Raw genomic sequence first — 19,476 nt, forward strand, 5'->3', positions numbered from 1 at the left:
CGGCGTCGGTCTCGGCCTGCTTCACCCAGACCCGCAACGCCTCGGGGTGCACGCCGAGCTGGTCGGCGATCCGCCGGATCGCGCCGACCGCAGACACCGGGTCCCGGCGGGCCTCGACCGCCAACCGGGTCGCGCGCTCACGTAGCTCGTCGGAGTACTTCTTCGGTGCGGGCATCGCTGGTGTTCCTCCCAGGTTTCGATGTCTCCATCAAACCCGGTGCGGGACACCGGAAGTCGTGCTCAATCAACGATTCCTGGACCAGCGCACGCAGCTCACCCGAGCACTTGTGGAGATCCACGACGCACGCCTTGCCCTACGCGGCTTCCTGTCCCAACAGACCGCCGATGCCGCACGACGTTCAGGTGTTGCCGCCGGGCGCGAGGGCGACGACCTGGAGGCGATGGTCGAGGCCGCGGTCCTCCTCGGCGCCGTTCAATCGAAGGCACAGGGGTACCACCCAATACGCTCTACCGAGGAGTCCGTTACGACGCCGACTATGACACCGACATGAGGTGGCTGCTCAAGGTTGCCGCCGCAGTGCGGGATCGGCGTGTTCAGGCGCTCCTGCAGGCAGCGCACGAAAGCCAGCCCGTGACCTGAGCCAGCGAAGGAAGGACCACGAGATGGAGCCAACCCTCGGCCTGACGCCGAGTGCCGTTCTTGACGACCGGATCAAGGCCCTTGCCGCTGCTCTCAAACCTGCCCAGCAGAGCATGCACCAGTCGTGGCGCGACTCCGGGCTCTACTACGAGCACATCGACGCACTGCGCGCCACCGCTGGCGACCAGGCCACCGCCATCATCGCCGCCGCGAAACTGTCCGGCATTGGCATCCACCTTGGCCGCGCACTTGACGCGGTCCGCGGAAGCTCAAACCTCGACCAAGACTCCATCGCCGAGGTGGCCCACAACCTCGTCGACATCCTCCTCGGCGTACTCGACGCCGCCGAGGACCTAGACGCCGACCTCGGACAGCAGATGCTCACCCAGCTCACCGCCGCCATGAACGGGTACACGGCCGGGCACCGCACGTCGAAGATGTTCTGAGCCCGAACCTCCTTCCACAATCCCTCACCGGTACGTTGCTTCGCCCAGGTCGCCGCCTTGGTCCACGACACCAGGATCGCCTGAACGCATGTGATGTAAGCAGGATGCCGGGCGTTGCGACCGGTCGTGCGCTTCTCGTAGTCCCTGTCGGCCTTCGTCTGCCCGCCACCGACGGACAACTCCCACACCGACGCACCGGCCGAAACGAACGAGGTCCCGCCGGTCGGCTGGCAGGGGTGGCTTCGTTCGTGTAAACGGGGCCCATATGTGCGCGACTCTTGGGCCCCGGGTTGTTGGGGTTTCCCTTGATCGATGTCGCTGATCTTGGGGCACTTTTCTGCGGTGGCGAAGCGTTGCTGGGCTGGGGTTCAGAAGGGCGGGTCAGTGTCCGGGCAGTTGAGAGCGGCGATGGTGTCGGGCAGCGGCAGTGTGCGTCGCCACGAGGCGCGCATGCACGCCGTGTGGGAGGCCCGGACGCGGGCTCGACCACCCACTACACCTCGGTTAGGCATCTCGACTCATGTCGTCGTTGCCGAGGGCAGGATGAGGCAGTGAGATCGCCTCTTTCCACTCCGCCCGCCATCCCCGCCGGAGCGCTCGCCGCCGACCCGCAACCCGTCCTTACCGCAACCGGCGGCCTTGTCCTACGCCCCTGGGTGCCTTCCGACGCGGCAGTCTTCTTCGCCGCGTACCAAGACCCGGCGATCCGGCACTGGCACACCCGCCAACCCGCATCTGAGGCCCAGGTAAGGGATTGGTTCGAGGACTACCGTCAGGGCTGGGAGCACGAAAAAGGTGCGAGTTGGGCGGTAACCTGCGGCAATGAGGTGCTCGGGCGCATAGCCATAGGAAGCTTGAACCTCGACGACGGCGTCGCAGGGTGTGGCTACTGGGTGCTCCCCGCCGCCCGCGGCGCAGGCGTCGCTCCTCGCGCACTAACAGCTGTCAGCACCTGGGCGCTCGACAAAGCCGGCTTCCACCGTCTGCACCTCAGTCACTCCACCCGCAACGACGCCTCCTGCCGCGCCGCCGTCAAAGCCGGATTCCGACTCGAAGGCACCAAGCGGAGCGAAGCAATTCACTCCGACGGTCGCCACGATATGCACCTACACGCCCGCATCCGAGGCGATGAATGACTCATTTCTAACGAGCCGACGTCTGGGTGGGTCCGGAACTCACGAACACAGCAATCGGCCACTCAGGGACGGGTCCGATACTCCCCGACGACTGGGCCCCGAACTCACCGACAGAACCACAGGGGCTGACCGAGGCCGCTCGCTTCGAGCACGGTGGTGTCAGTCGGTTTCCTGCTGTGGTGTGGTCGCCGGTATCACGTCGTGCGAGCCGCTCAGCTTGGGGTCGCGAGTTCGTATTTCAGCCGTGCCCGGGTGACGCCCCGTCGAGCAGGTAGATGGTGGTGCCTTTGGCCCGGGCGGCGAGCGCCGCCTCGATGCGGGGGGCGACGCGCGGCGGGAGCAGGTGCCGGCACTGCTCGGGGTCGTGGAAGACGAAGGTCTCCAGCTCGTCGTGGTCGACGTGGATGCCCTGCTGGTCCGTGAGCCGGCCGCCGTCGAAGACGAAGTTGACTAGGGCCCGCGGGCGGGGCCCGGCCGGGGAGGCCCAGTCGACGACCAGCAGGTCACCGACGGGCAGGGTGAGGCCGAGTTCTTCGCGCAGTTCGCGCGCGGCGCAGGTGTGCGGGTCTTCGTGCTGGTCGACGTAGCCGCCCGGGATGGCCCAGTGGTCGCGGTAATTCGGTTTGACCAGCAGCACCCGACCGCTCTCGTCGGTCACGAACAGAGCGGCGGCCGCGTGGAAAGCCGCGAGCTGCGCGTACCACTTGTCCGGCTCAACCCACGTCATTGGATGACTCTACCCACGCCTGCCTGGCGAAACATAGTCGCGGGCGCGGTGCAGGAAGCCGTCGACGGCCGGGTTGCCGCGATAGACGGAAAGCCGCTGGGCCAGGTCGGTGATGCGGTCGGTGACTCGGCGGGACCGGACCCGTCCGGCGAGGTCGAGGGCGTCGTGGCCGAGCTGGCTGGCGTGCTCGGGCTCTGCGGAGAAGCCGGTGGCGTAGACGCTGGCGATCAGCGCGGTGTGCAAGGCTCGAGTGCGTACGCTGCCCTCGCCCAGGTCCAGGGCCTGCTCGGCGTATCCGAGGGCCTGCTTGGTGCGGCCGAGGTCGCGCAGGCAGCGGATCGCCGTGCCGGCCAGGTGTGCCGGGGTGAAGTATCCCGCCCAGGCGGGCTGGTCGGATCCGCTGATCTTCGCGGTGGAGTCTTCGGCCAGCTTGAGCGCGGTGCCGCAGCTGCGGGCATCGCCGGCGATCGCGTGGGCGCACGCTTCGGCGGTGTGCAGCCGTGCCATGACGGAGATGTGGGCGCGGCCACGGCCGCCGTCGACGGCGGCCCGCGCGAGCCGAACGGCTTCACCGGGCTGCCGAAGGTAGACGGCCTGGGTGGACATGTTGGCCAGGATGTGCGCGCCGAACCCGGCGTGGTCGGCGGCCTTGGCCAGCCGCAGCGATTGAATGAAGTGCCGTTGCGCCCATCCATGGTCACCAATGTCGTAGCTCATGAAAGCGACCTGCCCGGTCAGCTCCGCGACCGCAGCGAACAGCTGCCGGCCGACACGGTCGGTGTAGGTGCCGTGCAACATCGGCTCGACCTCACGGTGCAGCCATTCGGCCAGGAACGCGCGGAACTGGCCGCCGCCGTGGCGCCGGTCGAGGTCGAGGAACTGCTGCTGGCAGGCGCGCAGCGCGTCGACGTCGGACAGGGTGACCCGCCGGCCCCCGCGATGTGACGCGTCCGGGTCGCGCGGGTCGAAATGCCAGCGCCAGCCAGCCTCGGCGGTCGCGGCCGGGATGAACGGGATCGAGCTGAGCGCGTCATGCCGGGCCACTTGCTGGCGCCACAGGTCCGCCACGGTGGCACGGGCGTCGTCGAGGTCGGACGCGAACGCCAGGCCCAGCCCGGCGAGCTGGCCGCCAGAGGTGAAGCCGAGCTCGTCGACGCTGACCGCCCGGCCGACGCGCCGAGCAAGCACTTCGGCGATCACTTGGGATACCGGGTCGTCGGGCCGACGTCCGCGCAGCCACCAGTACACCGAGGCCGCGTCGTACTGAAGGTTCAGTCCGCGGGCACGGCCGCGCAGGTTGACCTGCCGGGCGAACGCCGCCCGCGCCTGCGTATACCCCGCCTGCTCCAGCAGGGCATGCAGGTGATGATTCGAGACTGCCTTCGCCATCGACTCCGATCACCATCTCTCACCGTCAGTGACGCACCCTAAGCATAGAGCGACATCGACGCTGGGCGTAGGCCGCGCAACCCCGCGCAAGGCCGCACAATCGGCCGCAACCGCAGCCGCCGCCGGGACCTTCCTCCACCTGCGGGTACGCGGCGAGCCTGGATGCGGAGGGAGGTCCGGTATGGACACAGCATTCACCCACGTCCTCGACGAGATTGACCAGCGGATCACCGACCTGCAGGCGCAGGCCCGCGCCGTCGGCGTGACGGTGCTGCCGCCACTGCTTGCCCTGGGCACGAGCGAGCGCGTCGGCTCCAACTGGCTGTCGGATTCGCTGCGGCCGGTGATGCCGCAGCACAACGAGCCGCTTCGGCAGCAGCTCGGCGCGCTGCACCCGCTGTCGCCGATCAACCCGTATGGCGTCAATGTCGACCAGGTGCCACGGGCGCTGCTGGGCGCTCTGGGCTGGCACGGCCTGGTCGAGTTCGTCGTGTCCAAGTACGCCCCGGCGCGGCACCTGGTCAAGGAGACCAACCTGTTCTTCACCGCCCGGTCGCTGCTACGCCTATTCGCCGATGCCCCGGCGGTGGTGCTCACCCGCAGCCCGCTCGGCGTCGCCAGCTCCTTCATGCGCTCGGACCTGTACCGACGTTGGGGGTACGCCGACCGGTATCGGCAGATGGCCACCATGACCAGCGCCGGTCCACATGAGCGCTTCGCAGCGCTGGTCCCGGACGATGAGCCGGACCAGCTGACCGCGCTGACCCGGCTGATCGTGCTCAACACGGTGCTGCTGGCCGACGCGCTCGACGGCCGCGACCACGCCCACATCCGGTACGAGACCGCCGTACTCGACCGCGCGGCCGCCTGGACGCCACTGGCCGGGCTGATTCCGCAGAATCGCCTTCCGAGAACGCCGGAGGACGCGGCACCGGCCGGGGATGACCTGTTCGCAACCACCAACCACAAGTCCAACCTGGCGGCGCAGCTCACCCCGGCCGAGGCCGCCCAGGTCACCAGGTGCACGGCTGAGACCCTCGCCGCGGCCGCGGCTGCGGTTTCGCCGCGCGTGCTGGACTGTGCGGCGACGTGGCTGACCGGCGCTGAGCACTACCAACTCGCCGAGAAGCCCAAGCCGTCCCGCACCGGCAGCCGCGTCGCGAGCCCGCCCGCACCGGACGCGGCGTACGTGTACCTGCGCGGGCTGGCGTGGCGGAACCAGCTGGCCAGCAACGCCGAGTTCGCCGGGCTGCTCAACGCCCTGCACGCCGCCGGGGTCCCGAACACCCAGCGCGGCACCCACCTGCTGCTGGTGCCGATGCCGCACGAGCGTGGCGGCCGGATCCACTGGACACCCCAGCACGAGACCTGGACGGTCAGCCCCGGATTCGAGCAGCACCCGGTGTACTGGGTGACCTGGCTCGGCGCGGCGGCGTTCGCCGCGGTCAACTCGGCCAGGCTGCCCGCCCACGGTGAACTGTGCGTCCTAGCGGCCGACACCGAACCGTCCAACCACGACTACGCGCTGGGCGACGTCGCCCCGGTCGCGCATGTGACCGCCCCGCACGGCATCCATCACCCGGTCGGCAACCTTCAGGTGTGGTGCGGCGACGGCCCGCCGCCGCAGTTCGGGCAGCCGACCCAGCGGTGGATCCACGGGGCCGCCTGGAACACCCCGGCCACCGTCGAGGAGGTCAACCGGCTGCGATCACGGCACCTACTGGGCGCCTCCCGTGGCATCGGTATCCGGCTCGTGCGCGACGTGACCGCCCCGTTCACCGGCCCGACCATCGCGCAGGTGGCCACGGTCCTGCACACGTGGATCGACGGCCTCGCCGACCGCGGCCGGCCACTGGCCGACCACGATATGGAGATCGTACGGGCGCTACAAGCCGATGTTGCTCTTCGGGCCCATGTATGAACCTGCGTCCGGCCAGCCCTTGCGCGCCAGCTCCACGAAACGCTCGCTGAACCCCAGCAACGGCAGGTCAGCCAGCTTCACGAACTCCACCGCGCGGATCGGCCGGGTGTCCGCACCCGGCGTGACCGCCCCGAGCGTGCCACCGGTCCGGCGGCACTCGAAGGTGAGGTGAACGACATGCGCCTTGGTCACGTCACACACGTACAGCAGATCCCCGACCCGGATCTCCAGGCCGGTCTCCTCACGCACCTCCCGTGCGAGGGCTTCCTCCACCGTCTCGCCGGGCTCGACCTTCCCACCGGGCAGCGACCACGACCGGTCACCTTCGGTGTCCTGGTCCAGCAGCAGGATCTGGTCATCCTCGATCACGATCGCGGTGACACGCACATTCATGGCCACCCACAGACCGTAACAATCCCGGACGATCACCACACGGCGGCGCGGCCATGAACAGCCAGCCGATCACCCAGGTCATCGTGTGCGCCGGCGGACTCGGCACGAGGGTCGCGCCGTGGGCGCGGCACATCCCCAAGGAGTTTCACCCGGTAGCCGGGCGGCCGGGCATCCTGCACCTGCTCGACGAGCTGACCGCGCTCGCCCCCGCCCGCGTCGTCGTGGTCTATCACCCGTTCTACGAGCCGTTCATCGCCTGGGCCAAGACGACTCTCAGCCGCGGCGGGCAGGCCGCCTACCAGCGCGCCGCCCGGCTGCCAAATACCGACCCGCCACTGCATGAGCAACTCGACCTACGATTCATCCCACAACGGGGCCGCTACGCCGACGTCACCTCGGTCCTCAACGGCGCCGACCATCTGCGAGCCGCCACAGACGTGCTCGTCGCATTCGCCGACAACCTCTACCCGCACGACAACCCCAGCCTGACGCTGGCCACCATCCCGGCCGAAAGCACTGGCGTGCTGGTGCGGCCCTACCACCCCACCGAGGCCGCCCGCCGCGGCGTCATCGTCGCCCGACGCAGCGGCAGGGAACCGGTGCTGGCCGATCTGGTGGAAAAACCGTCCCCAGACCGCGCACGAGAACTGGAGACCGAGCACGGCGAGTCAAACCTGTGGCTGCTGGAAGGCCGGACCCGGCTCACCCGCCGGTTCATCGACCAACTCCGCGCCACCCCGATGACACCAGGCGGCGAGCCGAAGCTATCGCTGGCAATCCGTCAGTACGCCGCCACCGAGCCGGTACGCCTGGTCGTCACCGACTCCGCAGTGACAGACCTGGGTAACCCACAGCCAGACCCGACTTCATCACTCGCTCCGCTGGCGGGGTGAGCGGCCCGGCGCTTGACCGGGATTCCTCGACCTGGTGTCTGGCTGCGGCAACAGGGACGTTCAGGTGATCGACCGTCGCGAGGGCGGTGAGCCGAGTGAGAACGGTCGCCAACACCGGCGGTCGGGATCCCGACGGGACTACGGCCGTGGCACAGCCGGCACCGCTCTTAGACCGTGTGTCGTTTGGGGTTGTTGAAGTTCAAGGTCATTCGTTGACTGGGTGTGGATGACGTGGAGAGGTACTGCCCGGAGGCGTTCTGGCATCTCGCGCAGCCGTTGCTGCCGCCGCACCCGGAAAGGCACCAAGGCGGCGGCCGGGCGGCGGACCGATGACCGGGCGATGCTCGCGGCGATCGTGTACGTGCTGGAGTCCGGCTGCTCGTGGCGCAAGCTTCCCCGGTCGTTCCCGGTGCACTGGCGTACCGCGCACCGCCGGTTCGCCGAATGGGTCGCCCTTGGGGTGATGACCGCTGTGCACCAGGCGATGCTCGACGTGCTCGGTCTTGCCGGGCAGATCGACTGGTCGCGGGCGAGTATCGACAGCATGCAGCCTGAGTCCCAGCGCCCGGCCCGCAGCCGATAGGCCCGCTGGTGCACGGTGCTGGGTGGTAGCTGCCACGACAGCCGCGGCCGGGACACGGTGATGCCGAACGGCTCGTCGAGATGCTCGACCCGCAAGCGGTGAGGCGCTGCCACTAGAGTCCCTCCCGCTCGGCCGCCAACGCGGGCGACGCTGTACAGCCGCCCTGACTCGGTGTGGTTGCGAATATCGGCATTGTCATGTCCTGGATGGGTAGATTGACGTCAGCGGCCTGGTACCGGAGGACCGGGCCGTCGCGTTGCCTCGCCGCCCGCCGTGCTTCCCGCCAACGCTGCGATTGCGCGCCGTTGCGTGAGTAGGAACAGTACGACCGGCACGATGAGCACGACGGTGACACCGGCCAGCATGGCAGGGATGTTGGAGTTGAACTGGCCGCGGAAGGAGGCTAATACGACCTGGGTGTTGCGGTTGTCGAAGCCTGGCGCGAGCAGGAAGTTCCAGAGAAAGTCGTTCCAGACGCTGATGAACACCAGCACCGATACGGTGGCCATGGCCGGCGCGACGATCGGCGCGACGATCCTGAACAGGATCTGGTAGTAGGAGGCGCCGTCGAGGGCTGCTGCCTCCTCGACTTCGTCTGGCACGCTGACCAGGAAGGCGCGGAGGATGACGAAGGCGAGCGGAAGCATTATCGCCGCATAGAAGATCACCATCCCATGCTTGGTGTCCAGGAGTTGAAGTCGGAGCATGAGGAAGAACTCGGGTGTGATGAGGCAGACGGCCGGTACGGCGATGCCGCTGGCGATGGTGACCGTGATGAGGCGGCGGAACGGGAATCGCAGACGGGTGCACGGATAGGCGAGCATCAGGGCGACCAACGGGCAGAGCACGGCGGCTGGAGCGGCGTAGAGGAAGGTGTTGAGGATGTTGACCGGCAGGTCGACTTGGCGGAAGGCGTCGACGTAGCCGGTCATCGAGGGTGGGGCGGGCGGCGTGAACGCGCCGGCGAGAAGCTGGTCGTTCGTCTTGAACGATGAAATTACCGCCCAGAGCGCCGGGCCGAGGGCGGCGGTCAGGGCGAACGCCAGCACGCACCAGCGCACGCACCAGGTAGCGGTCCGCGTGACGACTCGAGTCGATGTGGCCAAACTCGACCGCTTTTCGACGGCACCTGGCGAGGCGCGTCCTTGTCTGCCGCCGCCAATGAGCTGGCTTGGTGTCAGCGTTGGCCGCGACGAGCCTGCTGCCCCACGTCGCCCGAGGTGTTGACCCGCCACGGGGCCGGAACCGGCGTCTCGCCCTCCTCTAGTGGCTTGGGGAGTGGCTGCGCTCGAGCCGTGCCGCCGGTTCTGGTTATGTTCATCGTCGAGTTTCAACGGTCCGAATGCTCCATTCGTCCGAGTCGCCGGATGAGCAGGATGAGCACTGCACCGGTCACGAGCATGACGAGGCCGACCGCATTGGCTAGACCCCAGTCGCCGCGGCTGTAGGCCAGATAGCTGTAGACGCCGAGAGTGATGGTCTGATCGGCTGGACCGCCTCGGGTCATGACGTACACACCCTCGAACACGGCAAGCGAGCCCAGCACCGACAGCAGCGTGCAGGTCGCGACCACGGGCCGTACCAGCGGCAGCGTTATCCACCACTCTCGTTTCCAACCGTCAGCCCCGTCGAGCTGTGCCGCCTCCTGGATCTCGGGCGGCAGTGAGTGGATCTCGTTCAGGATGAGGATGACGTACAGGCCGAAGGTGAAGACCCGGGTCGCGGCGACGGCGAAGATGGCCGTATCCACGTCGTACAGCCAGTCCCGGGCCAGGCCATCCAGCCCGATGGCGCGCAGCGCGCCGTTGATGAGTCCAAATCTCGCGTTGAAGACGAACAGGAACACTAGGCCGAGCGCGGCGGGCGACATCATGTTCGGCAAGAAGAGAAGCACGCGCATGATCCGCCAGCCGTGCACCGCGCGAGCGAGGACAAGCGCCACCATCGTGGCCATCGGTATCTCGATGACCAGCGACGCGACAATGAAGAACCCGGTGTTGCGTACCGCCATCCAGAACCGGTCGTCGCCGACGAGGACAGCGAAGTTGTCCACGCCCACGAATGTCGCTCCGCGCAGGCTCCAGTCGGTGAACGCGGTGGCGGCGAGCGTGCCGATGGCCACGAGGTAGAACACGACAAACAGCACCAGCCCTGGGGCCAGCGACGTCGCGATTGCCAGCCGGCTACCCGCTGGTGCCCGCTCGGATCTGAGCCTTCTCACCGGTCCATGCCTCCGGTCCATGCCTCTTGGTCTAGGAGATCGCGTCGGACAGCCGGTTCAGGAACGTCTCGGTGTCCAGGTCGCCTTGGGCGTACGCCGGCCAGAAGTTGCGCCAAGCGTCGCCGAACGTGCCGGGAAGGACGAACTGGACAGCCGGGTACACGTGCTCGGCGGTAAGGGCGTCCTGCACCAATGCCAAGGTCACGGGGTCGAGCTGTGCCTGCTCGTCAGCGGTGAACTCACCCTCGATGACCGGGTACTGGCTCGCCGTCAGGGCCCGGGTCACCTGCTCAGGCCAGCTGTAGGCGAACTTGATGAACGCCCAGACCGCCTCCTGCTCTGCCGTTTTGGTTGCGGCACTGGCCCAGCCGCCACTGCCGATGATCTCGATAACTCCGTCGCCGGGCGCCAGAACGCTTACGGTGTTCTGCCACAGCTGCTCGTCGGTGACCAGGCCCGCTTGCCACGGCCCGTTCACGATGGCTGCCGCGTCGCCGGCCAGATAGGGCGCGTTCGCCCGGGCGAAATCCCCGCTGTACGCGTCCTCGTTGACGTACCCCTTCTCGTGCAGGTCTCGCAGGTACTCCACCGCCTGTACCCACAGCGGCGACGTCGCGAAGCCGCCCTCCTCCGGCGCGTTTGACTGAAGGTACTCAGCTCCGCCGTCCTGGGTACCGATCAAATGGGTCAGCCACAGCAGCGTCACCCATTCACCGTCGACGGCGAACGGAGTGCCGCCATGGGCCTTGACCGCCGCCGCCATCGTCTGTAGCTGGGGCCACGTCGTGGGCGGCTGGGCTACGCCGGCCGCCTGCAGCATCGACGTGTTGTAGAAGACGCCGGCCAACGACCGTTGAAGCGGGACGGACAACATCGTTGCCCCAGTCCGGTGACTAGCCAGGAGCCCGTCGAGGAACGTGCCAGCGAATGCCGGATCGGCGTCGAACCGTGGTGCAAAGTCCATCAGGTCGACCGATACGGAGATTTCGGTGAGAATCGCGCCGGTCGCGACGAACAGGTCCGGCAACTCACCGGCCAGCGCGAGCCGCCGATAGGCCTCGAACTGCTCATTGCCCTGGCCAGGGCTGGGCTCAATCTCGATGCGGTAACGCCCGGCGAACTGCTTGTTGAACCGCAGCGCCAACTGGTGCTGGTACTGGGCGATGGGGTCTGTCGGGCTGTCCTCACAGGACATGCAGGTGATGACAACCTCACCGCCAGTCGCCTGCCCGTCGCTGGCCGAGCAACCTACCGACATCAGTCCCATAACGCTCACGATCGACGCGACCAGCACCCGGCCACGTCTTGGCAATCCGGCCACTTGACCACTCCTTCACTGCTGGTCCGTGCCGTTCGAGACGTCGCACGGCGTGGACGGGTCCCAACATCGTGGGTCATACTCAGGTAACTTGCAAGCAAGACAAATGAAATTCGCACATAGACAAATCGACGTCTACGCCCGTCTGTAGACGAGCACGGGAGGGAAGACGTAGCAGTGCCGGAAGAGAGCGACAAGGGCCGCACGATCGCACGAGCGGCACAGATCCTCGACTCGCTCGCCCGCAATTCGGGCGGTGCCGAACTCGGCGACATCGCGGCCCGCGCGCAGATGAGTCCGTCTGGCGCACACCGTGCGCTGCGGGCTCTGATCGACGTGGGTCTCGCTACACAGGACGGGGCGCGCGGTCGCTACCGGCTCGGGCCCCGGATCCTCGTCTTCGCCCAAGGCATGAATGGGGAGAACGCTCTGCTCGCCAGCGCAGAGTCGGAGCTGGACACCCTGAACCGCGACAGCGGCGAGACTGTCGTCCTGACGGTCCTGCGCGACGGCAAGATGTGGAACATTGCTTCTCGGGAAGGCACCGGCGACCTGATCAGCCGTGGCAACCTCGGCGGCGAGCCGCACTTTCATGCATCAGCCCGCGGCCTTCTCTTCCTCGCCCACATGCCCCGACCCGAGGCGCGAGCTCTGATCCGTAGCACGGGCCTGCCCGCGCTCACCCCGCACACCATCACCAACGAGGAAGAGCTCTGGACAGCCGTCGACGAGGCACGACGGCGCCACCTGGCATGGAGCCGCGACACGTCAGTCATGGGCAGCTCTGGCGTTGCCGCACCGATCATCGATCCCGATGGAAGCATCGTCGCTTGCGTCGCCGTCCACCTGCCCTCGGCCAACCTCACACCAGACACATGTAAACGGCTTGAGCAGCAGATCGCCTCCGCGGCCCGCCAGATCGAGCAGAGATCCGCCCAAGCACGGACGTGGCCCGGGCACACCAACCGATCGAACGACCCAACCCCAGAGGGACAACCGTGACAGCGCACCTCACCGAACCCAGCCGGAGCACCCCCATCGCCGACGTCGCCGACGTCGTCGTCTGCGGCGCAGGACCCGCCGGCATCGCCGCCGCCATCGCTGCCGCCCGAACCGGCGCGAAGACCCGCCTCCTCGAAGTCCATGGCTGCCTCGGCGGCGTATGGACTGCCGGCGCGCTCAGCTGGATCATCGAGGCCACGCGCACCGGCATCATGGGCGAGATCATCGAAGCCCTCGACCGTCGAGGAGCCCGCGCCGACGGCGCACAAGTCAACTTCGGCTATGACGTCGAGGTCATGAAACTCGTCCTGGAAGAGATGGTCCGCGACGCCGGCATCAGTGTGCAGCTGCACACCCGCGTCGTCGGCGTTGACCGCGACGCGACCAACCGCATTACCACCGTCATCACCGAGTCCAAGTCCGGGCGCCAGGCCTGGCAAGGAGCCGTGTTCATCGATACCACAGGAGATGGCGACGTCGCGGCGCAGGCCGGCTGCCGCTTCGACTACGGCCACCCGGACACCGGACAGACCCAACCTATGACCCTCATGGCACTCGTCACCGGCATACAGCTGGACCAGGTGCACCCCTTCGTCGCCGGCGGCGCCTGGCCAAGAACCGGGGCGGCTCATAACGCCAGGACGCGCTTCCGCAATGGGCGTGACGCCCTCCTGTATGAACTTCGACGGTCCGGCCTTGAACCGTCCTACCAGGGACCATCCCTCTGGAGCATCTACGACGACCTGTTCGCGCTGATGGCCAACCACGAGTACGGCGTCTCCGCACTCGACGCCAACGCGATCACACACGCCACCATCAACGCCCGGGCCGAAATACACCGCCTCATCAGCGGGCTACGCACGCTCGGCGGAGTCTGGAGCCAGATCCGTCTCGTCGCCACGAGCGCGCAGATAGGCGTCCGCGAAGGACGCCGCATACACGGCCGCTACCACATCACCGTCGATGACCTACGCAACGGCACCCAACACCACGACGCCGTCTGCCGCATCACCTCCGGCGCCGACGTCCACGCTCTCACACGAGCCGAAGGCGGCTTCCTCAGCCCAACCACAGCGCCACTGCAAGACTCAGCAACAGCCGCACAAGAGGTCGCCCCCATCCAGCCATACGACATCCCCCTACGCGCCCTCATCGCCCGCGACATCGACGGCCTGCTCATGGCCGGTCGCTGCATCAGCGGCGACTTCCTCGCCCACGCCAGCTACCGACCCACCGGCTACGCAGTCGTCATGGGCCAAGCCGCAGGCACAGCCGCAGCCCTCGCCGCAGCCACCGGCGCACTCCCCCACGAACTGCCGTGGAGCAAGGTCAAAACAGCAATCGATAAGCTCGCCGGAACCCAACACCCGCGACACGCCATAACCCCTCAACCCGTCGGCTAGCGCTACGTGTCGATTATCGAGAATTCCTCGATGAACTCACAAAACGAGCAGGGTTCCCGGAGCGGCGTGCTCACGTCCCGACCCGTACCATGACGGCTGGCGTGCAGCGACGGTGATCCCCGGCCCATCGACTACGACCATTTGAACAAAGAAGCAAGAGTTTTGGCCCAGTGGCATGCTCACCCACGTTTGCCCAGGTCGCCTACGGCCTAACCCGCCCGAGCAAAGGAGTCGTGGAAAACGGCCTCGACCGCATGGTCATGGGCGGGAGGGGCCACCCTGGGCCGCCGACTCTTCCACATAGAGCCGATCTCGCAGCATCCGGCGTGAGGGAGGACCATGACCGACCACGCGCGTTACACCCGCGATCAGCTCCTCGAGTTCGCTCGACGGCGCGGAGTCGCGGTCGAGTCAGGGGATCTCGACGAGGTCATCCGGCAGATCGACGCGGCCCTCCGGACCTTCGACGGGCTGCCCGACCTTCCCGGGGACGACGGGCGTATCCACGCAGAGCGCGATGCCGGCCGCCATCCCACCCCGGTCGAGGACCCGTACAACGCGATCATCCGATGGTGTCACGTCCCCGGCGTGGCACCCGGTCCGCTGCGTGGGATGCGGATCGGTGTGAAGGACAACATCGCGGTCGCAGGCGTCCCGATGACCGAGGGCAGGAGGTCGCTGGCTTGGACGCCGACCGAGGATGCCGTGGTGGTCGAACGACTCCTCGCCGCTGGTGCGGTCATCACCGCCAAGACAAATCTCGAGCCGTCCGACTTCGGTCCCACCCTCAACCCGCTCAATGTAGGCGTGGCGACGGGCGGGTCGTCATCGGGCTCAGCCGCGTCCGTCGCAGGCGCTCTGGTCGACGCCGCGATCGGCGTCGACCAGGGCGGGAGCATTCGCCTGCCTGCCGCGTGGTGCGGGATCGTCGGGATGAAACCCACCCATGGTCTGGTCCCGTCCTACGGGCTGGCGTACTGCGACCACACGATCGACACCATCGGCCCGATGACCAGGACGGTCGAGGACAACGCACTCCTTCTTGAGGCGATCGCGGGCAATGACTGGAGGGATCCGCAGTGGGTGCGCGCGATGCCGACGGCAAGCCGATATGCCGACATGGCCGGACTCGGCGTCGAGAGCCTGCGCATCGGGGTCATCGACGACGCGACCCGCGTCGGGTGCACCCGCGCGACGCTGCAGGCATTCGAGCGTGCGCTGGAGTTGCTCGCCTCACTCGGCGCGACTGTCGAGCGAGTCTCGATCCCGTTGTGGTCGCATGCGCCCGCGATCTGGACCGCAGTGGTGACGGCGGGTGTGGCCGCGATGGCCGACTCGTTCGGGCAGGGCTTCGGCCACCTCGGGCGCATCGATGTCGCACGGTTCGCACGGCTCTCCGCTGAGTATCGCGACGGGGTGCGCGCGGTTCCGGAGGTCTTCGGCGGAGCGTTCACCCCGATCGTCTTCGAGGCTGTCAAGGCACTGCGGGGCGGGCTTCCTTTTGCCAGGGCGCAGAACCTTCGACGTGAACTCACCGCGCAGGTCGATTCCGCGCTTCGCGGGTTCGACCTGCTGGTCGCGCCCACATCGCCCACCGGACCAGTGCCCCTCACCGCACCGCAGAGCGATGGCGGCTCCCAAGCCCAAGGATCCGTGGCGTCGAACATCTGCCCACTCAACCTGACCGGGCACCCGGCACTCACGCTACCCGCCGGCGCAGCAGGGGACGCCCGCACGACGGGGTTCCAGATCATCGGCCGTCGCTTCGATGAGCGGGGGGTGTACCGGGCCGCCTTTGCCTTCGAGAACGCGCACTGCCCAGCCGAAGGTCGCACAGGAGCTCAGGGCCGGTGACCAGACACGTTCACTACGGAGCGCCATACCGCCTCCTCCCATGAGAGACGACCGGGTTCCGGATGCTGAAGCCGTACGTGACGGCGAGCGCACGCACGTCCCACCGATGCCCCGAACCTCGAGCCCGCCACCTGATCTTCCTATGGTCCGGCGGCGAGCCGATCCCGGTTGGTGTCATCGCCGGCGAACACACCGTCCACGACGGCGACCGCGCCGCGTTCGCGTCAGGGCTGTGGGCCACCAGCGTGGTCGCGGCCGACAGCACCGCCGCCCAACAGCTCGCCGTTGACCAGATACGCCGCAGTCGACACTGATCCAACAGACCGGTCTGTCACCCCACCCCTTTCGGCCGTTGCCCGGCCACCTCGGGCACCCGCGCACCCGGGCACGGCCACCTGGCCGTGCCCGGCCGCCACCCAAACGCTTGGGAGGTCTGACATGGCAGCAACACCACTCGCGGCATCCGTCGGCGCCGACGGATAGGGGTAGATAGCCACGGGTCGATTTCCTCCGCTAACGGGGCGAGGACTCGACCGACACTGCGCGATCACCGTTAGCGGAACCGTTAGCGAAAACCAGGCAAGATCTTGAATCTTGCCTGGTCAGTCTGGGTGGAGCCGAGGGGACTCGAACCCCTGACCCCCACACTGCCAGTGTGGTGCGCTACCAGCTGCGCCACGGCCCCAAACATCCCCGGTCTCCCGGGCACCCGCGCAATAGTACACACCCCCACCCCGCCGGTCATCTCGCAGCCCCCGGACACGCGGCGGCCCGGGGGATCCGGGGGTCAGTTGAGGGCCACATCCGGCGGGAAGTGGGCCACCGCGGCCAGGATGCCGCCCTGCCGGCGCAGCACCATCGGCCACAGGTCGTCGGGGCGTTCGACGAAGGCGTCGCCGGGCAGGGCGTCGAAGACGAACCACGAGCCCGAGGAGATCTCCTCCTCCAACTGCCCGGCCGACCACCCCGAGTAGCCGGCGAAAACGCGGATGCCGGCCAGGCTCTCCTGGAGCGACTCGGGGTCGACGGAGAGGTCGACGGTGCCGATCGAGCCGGATACCCGGTGGAAGCCTCGCGCACGGCGGACGCCGGGGTGGGTGCGGGCGAGGCAGATGGCGGACTCGGGCTGCACCGGACCGCCCTCGAAGAGGACGGCCGGGTCGCGGGCCATCGCTCCCCAGTTGCCGAGCACCTCCGAGACGGGCACCTCGGTGGCGCGGTTGAGCACCACGCCCAGGGCGCCGCCCGGCTCGTGCGCGACGAGCAGCACGACTGTGCGGTCGAAGTTGGGATCCTTCAGGGCTGGAGTCGCGACCAGTAGCTGCCCGGTCATCGACTCCATCGACCGCCCCCCGATCCGCTGCCCCTCTCCGTGCACGGCGGCCCCCACTACTCGTGCGGGCCGGGGATACAGGACTCGTGCGCCATGCACGCACGATAGCTTGCGCCACAGGCCCTGGTTAAGGTCTCAATCGTGAGCCCACACGCTGAGTTTGCCGTGATCGGCGGTTCCGGCCTGTACGCGCTGCTCGACGGCGCGACCGCGCACACCGTCGACACGCCGTACGGACCACCGTCCGACCCGGTCACGATCGCCGAAGTGGGTGACCGGACCGTCGCGTTCCTCCCCCGGCACGGACGTGACCATCGCCACCCGCCGCACCGCATCCCGTACCGGGCAAACCTGTGGGCACTGCGTTCCCTTGGCGTGCGCCAGATCCTCGCCCCCTGCGCGGTCGGCGGGCTGCGGCCGGAGTTGGGGCCGGGCACGTTCGTGATCCCCGACCAGCTGATCGACCGGACGAGCGGGCGCGCGCAGACCTACTACGACCAGGGTGCGGTGCACGTGTCGTTCGCCGATCCGTACTGCCCGGTGGGACGGACCACTGTGGGCGAGGCGGCGGAGCGGCACGGCATCGCGGCCGAGCCCACCGGCACGATGGTGGTGGTCGAGGGGCCGCGCTTCTCCACTCGCGCCGAGTCGCGGTGGTTCACGGCGATCGGCGGCACGGTGGTCAACATGACCGGTCACCCGGAGGCGGTACTCGCTCGCGAACTCGCCCTCTGCTACACCGCCATCGCCCTCGTCACTGACCTGGACGCGGGCGTGGAGGGCGGCCACGGAGTCACCCAGGAGGAGGTCTTCCGGGTCTTCGGGGAAAACACCGCCCGCCTCCGCGCCCTGCTCCTCGACGCCGTCGCCGCGCTCCCCACCGAGCGGGCGTGCCCATGTGGTGGGGCGCTCGACGGCATCAAGCTACCGTTCGCGCTGCCCTGACGACCGTCGCACCTGGACAGTCAGGTCTCGCCGCCGATGTCGGTCTCGTACGCCTCGTAGACCAGGTCGGCGCCGCGCTGGCGGTGCCGGGACAGCTCCCGCAGCAGGTCGCTCGACCAGGCCCGCAGCTCTTCGACCGTCGGATCGGGCTGGTCGACCCGGCGCTGCAGGGCGGCCATCGCCCCGGCCACGGCCGCGTGCTCGCGCACCAGCACATGGACACAGCGGGCGAGACGGGGCGAGTGGTCGAGCAGCTCGGCGTAGAGCCCCTCGGGCCCCTCGGTCACCACGATGTGCTCCGCGAAGGCCCCGCGCAGGCTGTGCAGCCGCGTGCTGACCCTCGGCCGCCACCCCGGATCGCCCGCCGGCGCGGCGAGCGCCCGCTCGAAAGACTGGATGCTCTGCAGCAGCGCGACGCGGTGGCGCCGGGCGACGGCGAGTGAGGCCGCGCTCTCTGCCGCTGTCGGGTTGGACGCTCCTGCCACCATGACGCACCTCCCGCCACGAACTATTAGCCGATGGTCGCGCCGAGTTCACTCTGTGTCCAGACCCTTGGCGCAGCTCATGCACCTCACGAAACTCGCTGGCATCAGGCACGTACCCGAGCGACAATCCGGACACTGCGGGGCGCCACATATCGTCCGACCGGCACTAGGGTGCGGTCGTATGGAGCTATTCGCACCGGGCACCGTGATCGACCGGCGAGAGGTGCTGCACGGGCGGACGTGGCTGGTGACCCCGGTCCGCGTCGTGTGGGACAGCGGCGACATCCTGGTCACGTATCTGGCGGACGGCACACCGCTGCTCTTCCCGGAGCACCCCTTCGGCCCGCACCCGTGGAGTGGCCAGGAGCGCTGGGCCGGCACCAGCCTCCTCCAGGTACACCGGACGGGTGACGCGTACTCGATCTGGGCCTTCTACGAGGGCAGCACCTTCACCGGCTGGTACGTCAACTTCGAGGCCCCCATGCGCCGGTGGGACGAGGGCATCGACACGGTCGACCACGGCGTCGACATCTGGATTCCCGGCGGCGACACCAAGTGGCAGTGGAAAGACCGCGCCGACGTGGCCGCGCTGGTCCAGGCGGGCCGCCTGAGCCAGGCCGAGGCCGATGTGGTGTGGGCGGAGACTGAGAAGGTGGCGGCGGCACTGGACCGCGACGAGCGCTGGTGGAGCCCCTGGGACGGCTGGACGCCCGACCCGACCTGGCCCGTCCCGGACCCGGCGGCCTCGCGCGCCCGGCTGAACGTCCCCGCCTAGTCCCCAATGACTCTGTCGTGACGCCCGTGCCGTGCGTGAAAATCGGGGTGG

The 19,476-nt window shown here is 68.2% G+C and carries 21 protein-coding genes, 1 tRNA gene and 1 pseudogene; 12 read left to right on the plus strand and 11 right to left on the minus strand.

Going from position 1 to position 19,476, the window contains the following annotated elements:
- Positions 1–175, minus strand: a 175-nt coding sequence (locus tag ACFFIA_RS13005; RefSeq protein WP_377250361.1) for a transposase, incomplete at its 3' end; no start/stop codon positions are given.
- 61 nt (positions 176–236) lie between these two features.
- Between ACFFIA_RS13005 and ACFFIA_RS13010 the strand changes: the two genes are divergently transcribed.
- The 3 genes from ACFFIA_RS13010 to ACFFIA_RS13020 all read left to right on the plus strand — a co-directional run bounded on the left by ACFFIA_RS13010 (position 237) and on the right by ACFFIA_RS13020 (position 2,183).
- On the plus strand, positions 237–512 hold the full coding sequence (locus ACFFIA_RS13010; RefSeq protein WP_377250316.1) for a DUF6545 domain-containing protein: 276 nt from the start codon (positions 237–239) through the stop codon (positions 510–512).
- A 112-nt stretch (positions 513–624) separates the two neighbouring features.
- A complete protein-coding gene (locus tag ACFFIA_RS13015; RefSeq protein ID WP_377250318.1) occupies positions 625–1,047 on the plus strand; it encodes a hypothetical protein in 423 nt (140 codons plus the stop codon).
- Positions 1,048–1,598: 551 nt separating this feature from the next.
- Positions 1,599–2,183 carry a GNAT family N-acetyltransferase gene (locus ACFFIA_RS13020; protein ID WP_377250321.1) on the plus strand — a complete coding sequence of 195 codons (585 nt, stop codon included), beginning with the start codon at positions 1,599–1,601 and terminating at the stop codon, positions 2,181–2,183.
- A 238-nt stretch (positions 2,184–2,421) separates the two neighbouring features.
- On the opposite strand, the gene ACFFIA_RS13025 is transcribed toward ACFFIA_RS13020, so the two are convergent.
- On the minus strand, positions 2,422–2,910 hold the full coding sequence (locus tag ACFFIA_RS13025) for an NUDIX domain-containing protein (protein ID WP_377250324.1): 489 nt from the start codon (positions 2,908–2,910) through the stop codon (positions 2,422–2,424).
- Between the two features lie 9 nt (positions 2,911–2,919).
- Positions 2,920–4,299: an NsdA family TPR-like regulatory protein gene (locus ACFFIA_RS13030; protein WP_377250327.1), complete on the minus strand. Its 1,380-nt coding sequence runs from the start codon at positions 4,297–4,299 to the stop codon at positions 2,920–2,922.
- A 181-nt stretch (positions 4,300–4,480) separates the two neighbouring features.
- Here ACFFIA_RS13030 and ACFFIA_RS13035 point away from each other — a divergent pair, with 181 nt between their 5' ends.
- Positions 4,481–6,220 (plus strand): hypothetical protein, encoded by a 1,740-nt coding sequence (locus ACFFIA_RS13035; protein WP_377250330.1) that lies wholly within the window; start codon positions 4,481–4,483, stop codon positions 6,218–6,220.
- Here the strand turns inward: ACFFIA_RS13035 and ACFFIA_RS13040 are convergent.
- Entirely contained in the window at positions 6,185–6,613 is a 429-nt protein-coding gene (locus ACFFIA_RS13040; protein WP_377250364.1) for an NUDIX domain-containing protein, read from the minus strand. The two genes, ACFFIA_RS13035 and ACFFIA_RS13040, sit on opposite strands and share 36 nt — an antisense overlap.
- A 53-nt stretch (positions 6,614–6,666) precedes the next feature.
- Here ACFFIA_RS13040 and ACFFIA_RS13045 point away from each other — a divergent pair, with 53 nt between their 5' ends.
- Entirely contained in the window at positions 6,667–7,506 is an 840-nt protein-coding gene (locus ACFFIA_RS13045) for a sugar phosphate nucleotidyltransferase (RefSeq protein ID WP_377250332.1), read from the plus strand.
- 226 nt (positions 7,507–7,732) lie between these two features.
- On the plus strand, positions 7,733–8,089 hold the full coding sequence (locus ACFFIA_RS13050; RefSeq protein WP_377250334.1) for a transposase: 357 nt from the start codon (positions 7,733–7,735) through the stop codon (positions 8,087–8,089).
- A 32-nt stretch (positions 8,090–8,121) separates the two neighbouring features.
- On the opposite strand, the pseudogene ACFFIA_RS42505 reads toward ACFFIA_RS13050, so the two are convergent.
- The 4 genes and pseudogenes from ACFFIA_RS42505 to ACFFIA_RS13065 form a co-directional block, all read right to left on the minus strand.
- A pseudogene (locus ACFFIA_RS42505) lies at positions 8,122–8,202 on the minus strand (glycoside hydrolase family 78 protein); the annotation flags it as partial.
- 108 nt (positions 8,203–8,310) lie between these two features.
- A complete protein-coding gene (locus ACFFIA_RS13055; protein ID WP_377250336.1) occupies positions 8,311–9,138 on the minus strand; it encodes a carbohydrate ABC transporter permease in 828 nt (275 codons plus the stop codon).
- Between the two features lie 281 nt (positions 9,139–9,419).
- The gene (locus ACFFIA_RS13060) at positions 9,420–10,310 is read right to left on the minus strand and encodes a carbohydrate ABC transporter permease (RefSeq protein ID WP_377250338.1); all 891 of its coding nucleotides are present in this window, start codon (positions 10,308–10,310) and stop codon (positions 9,420–9,422) included.
- 31 nt (positions 10,311–10,341) lie between these two features.
- Positions 10,342–11,631: an ABC transporter substrate-binding protein gene (locus ACFFIA_RS13065; RefSeq protein WP_377250341.1), complete on the minus strand. Its 1,290-nt coding sequence runs from the start codon at positions 11,629–11,631 to the stop codon at positions 10,342–10,344.
- 174 nt (positions 11,632–11,805) lie between these two features.
- Between ACFFIA_RS13065 and ACFFIA_RS13070 the strand changes: the two genes are divergently transcribed.
- The 4 genes from ACFFIA_RS13070 (at position 11,806) to ACFFIA_RS13085 (ending at position 16,201) form a co-directional block, all read left to right on the plus strand.
- Positions 11,806–12,630 (plus strand): IclR family transcriptional regulator, encoded by an 825-nt coding sequence (locus tag ACFFIA_RS13070; RefSeq protein ID WP_377250343.1) that lies wholly within the window; start codon positions 11,806–11,808, stop codon positions 12,628–12,630.
- A complete protein-coding gene (locus tag ACFFIA_RS13075; RefSeq protein ID WP_377250345.1) occupies positions 12,627–14,033 on the plus strand; it encodes an FAD-dependent oxidoreductase in 1,407 nt (468 codons plus the stop codon). Before ACFFIA_RS13070 ends, ACFFIA_RS13075 begins: the two co-directional genes overlap by 4 nt.
- A gap of 339 nt (positions 14,034–14,372) precedes the next feature.
- Positions 14,373–15,887, plus strand: a complete 1,515-nt coding sequence (locus ACFFIA_RS13080; RefSeq protein ID WP_377250347.1) for an amidase family protein — start codon at positions 14,373–14,375, stop codon at positions 15,885–15,887.
- Between the two features lie 62 nt (positions 15,888–15,949).
- Positions 15,950–16,201 carry a hypothetical protein gene (locus tag ACFFIA_RS13085; protein ID WP_377250350.1) on the plus strand — a complete coding sequence of 84 codons (252 nt, stop codon included), beginning with the start codon at positions 15,950–15,952 and terminating at the stop codon, positions 16,199–16,201.
- 298 nt (positions 16,202–16,499) lie between these two features.
- Here ACFFIA_RS13085 and ACFFIA_RS13090 read toward each other — a convergent pair.
- Together ACFFIA_RS13090 and ACFFIA_RS13095 are read right to left on the minus strand one after the other, a co-directional pair.
- Positions 16,500–16,572, minus strand: a tRNA-Ala gene (locus tag ACFFIA_RS13090).
- Between the two features lie 102 nt (positions 16,573–16,674).
- Complete coding sequence (locus tag ACFFIA_RS13095) at positions 16,675–17,229, minus strand: YqgE/AlgH family protein (protein WP_377250352.1); 555 nt, start codon at positions 17,227–17,229, stop codon at positions 16,675–16,677.
- A 132-nt stretch (positions 17,230–17,361) separates the two neighbouring features.
- Here ACFFIA_RS13095 and ACFFIA_RS13100 point away from each other — a divergent pair, with 132 nt between their 5' ends.
- Positions 17,362–18,165 (plus strand): S-methyl-5'-thioadenosine phosphorylase, encoded by an 804-nt coding sequence (locus ACFFIA_RS13100; RefSeq protein ID WP_377250354.1) that lies wholly within the window; start codon positions 17,362–17,364, stop codon positions 18,163–18,165.
- Positions 18,166–18,185: 20 nt separating this feature from the next.
- On the opposite strand, the gene ACFFIA_RS13105 is transcribed toward ACFFIA_RS13100, so the two are convergent.
- The gene (locus tag ACFFIA_RS13105; protein WP_377250356.1) at positions 18,186–18,653 is read right to left on the minus strand and encodes a hypothetical protein; all 468 of its coding nucleotides are present in this window, start codon (positions 18,651–18,653) and stop codon (positions 18,186–18,188) included.
- A 178-nt stretch (positions 18,654–18,831) separates the two neighbouring features.
- Here ACFFIA_RS13105 and ACFFIA_RS13110 point away from each other — a divergent pair, with 178 nt between their 5' ends.
- Positions 18,832–19,425, plus strand: a complete 594-nt coding sequence (locus ACFFIA_RS13110; RefSeq protein WP_377250358.1) for a ribonuclease FAU-1 family protein — start codon at positions 18,832–18,834, stop codon at positions 19,423–19,425.
- The last annotated feature ends 51 nt before the right edge of the window (positions 19,426–19,476 follow it).

Source organism: Phytohabitans kaempferiae, assembly GCF_042433955.1.
Taxonomy (GTDB): domain Bacteria; phylum Actinomycetota; class Actinomycetes; order Mycobacteriales; family Micromonosporaceae; genus Phytohabitans; species Phytohabitans kaempferiae.

Bases quoted from the DNA above. Each gene is read 5' to 3' on its own strand.
- ACFFIA_RS13015 (WP_377250318.1), top strand. From the start codon at position 625: ATGGAGCCAACCCTCGGCCTGACGCCGAGTGCCGTTCTTGACGACCGG.
- ACFFIA_RS13045 (WP_377250332.1), top strand. From the start codon at position 6,667: ATGAACAGCCAGCCGATCACCCAGGTCATCGTGTGCGCCGGCGGACTC.
- ACFFIA_RS13095 (WP_377250352.1), bottom strand. From the start codon at position 17,229: ATGGAGTCGATGACCGGGCAGCTACTGGTCGCGACTCCAGCCCTGAAG.
- ACFFIA_RS13030 (WP_377250327.1), bottom strand. From the start codon at position 4,299: ATGGCGAAGGCAGTCTCGAATCATCACCTGCATGCCCTGCTGGAGCAG.
- ACFFIA_RS13085 (WP_377250350.1), top strand. From the start codon at position 15,950: ATGCTGAAGCCGTACGTGACGGCGAGCGCACGCACGTCCCACCGATGC.
- ACFFIA_RS13035 (WP_377250330.1), top strand. From the start codon at position 4,481: ATGGACACAGCATTCACCCACGTCCTCGACGAGATTGACCAGCGGATC.
- ACFFIA_RS13040 (WP_377250364.1), bottom strand. From the start codon at position 6,613: ATGAATGTGCGTGTCACCGCGATCGTGATCGAGGATGACCAGATCCTG.
- ACFFIA_RS13050 (WP_377250334.1), top strand. From the start codon at position 7,733: ATGACGTGGAGAGGTACTGCCCGGAGGCGTTCTGGCATCTCGCGCAGC.
- ACFFIA_RS13080 (WP_377250347.1), top strand. From the start codon at position 14,373: ATGACCGACCACGCGCGTTACACCCGCGATCAGCTCCTCGAGTTCGCT.
- ACFFIA_RS13105 (WP_377250356.1), bottom strand. From the start codon at position 18,653: ATGGTGGCAGGAGCGTCCAACCCGACAGCGGCAGAGAGCGCGGCCTCA.
- ACFFIA_RS13110 (WP_377250358.1), top strand. From the start codon at position 18,832: ATGGAGCTATTCGCACCGGGCACCGTGATCGACCGGCGAGAGGTGCTG.
- ACFFIA_RS13025 (WP_377250324.1), bottom strand. From the start codon at position 2,910: ATGACGTGGGTTGAGCCGGACAAGTGGTACGCGCAGCTCGCGGCTTTC.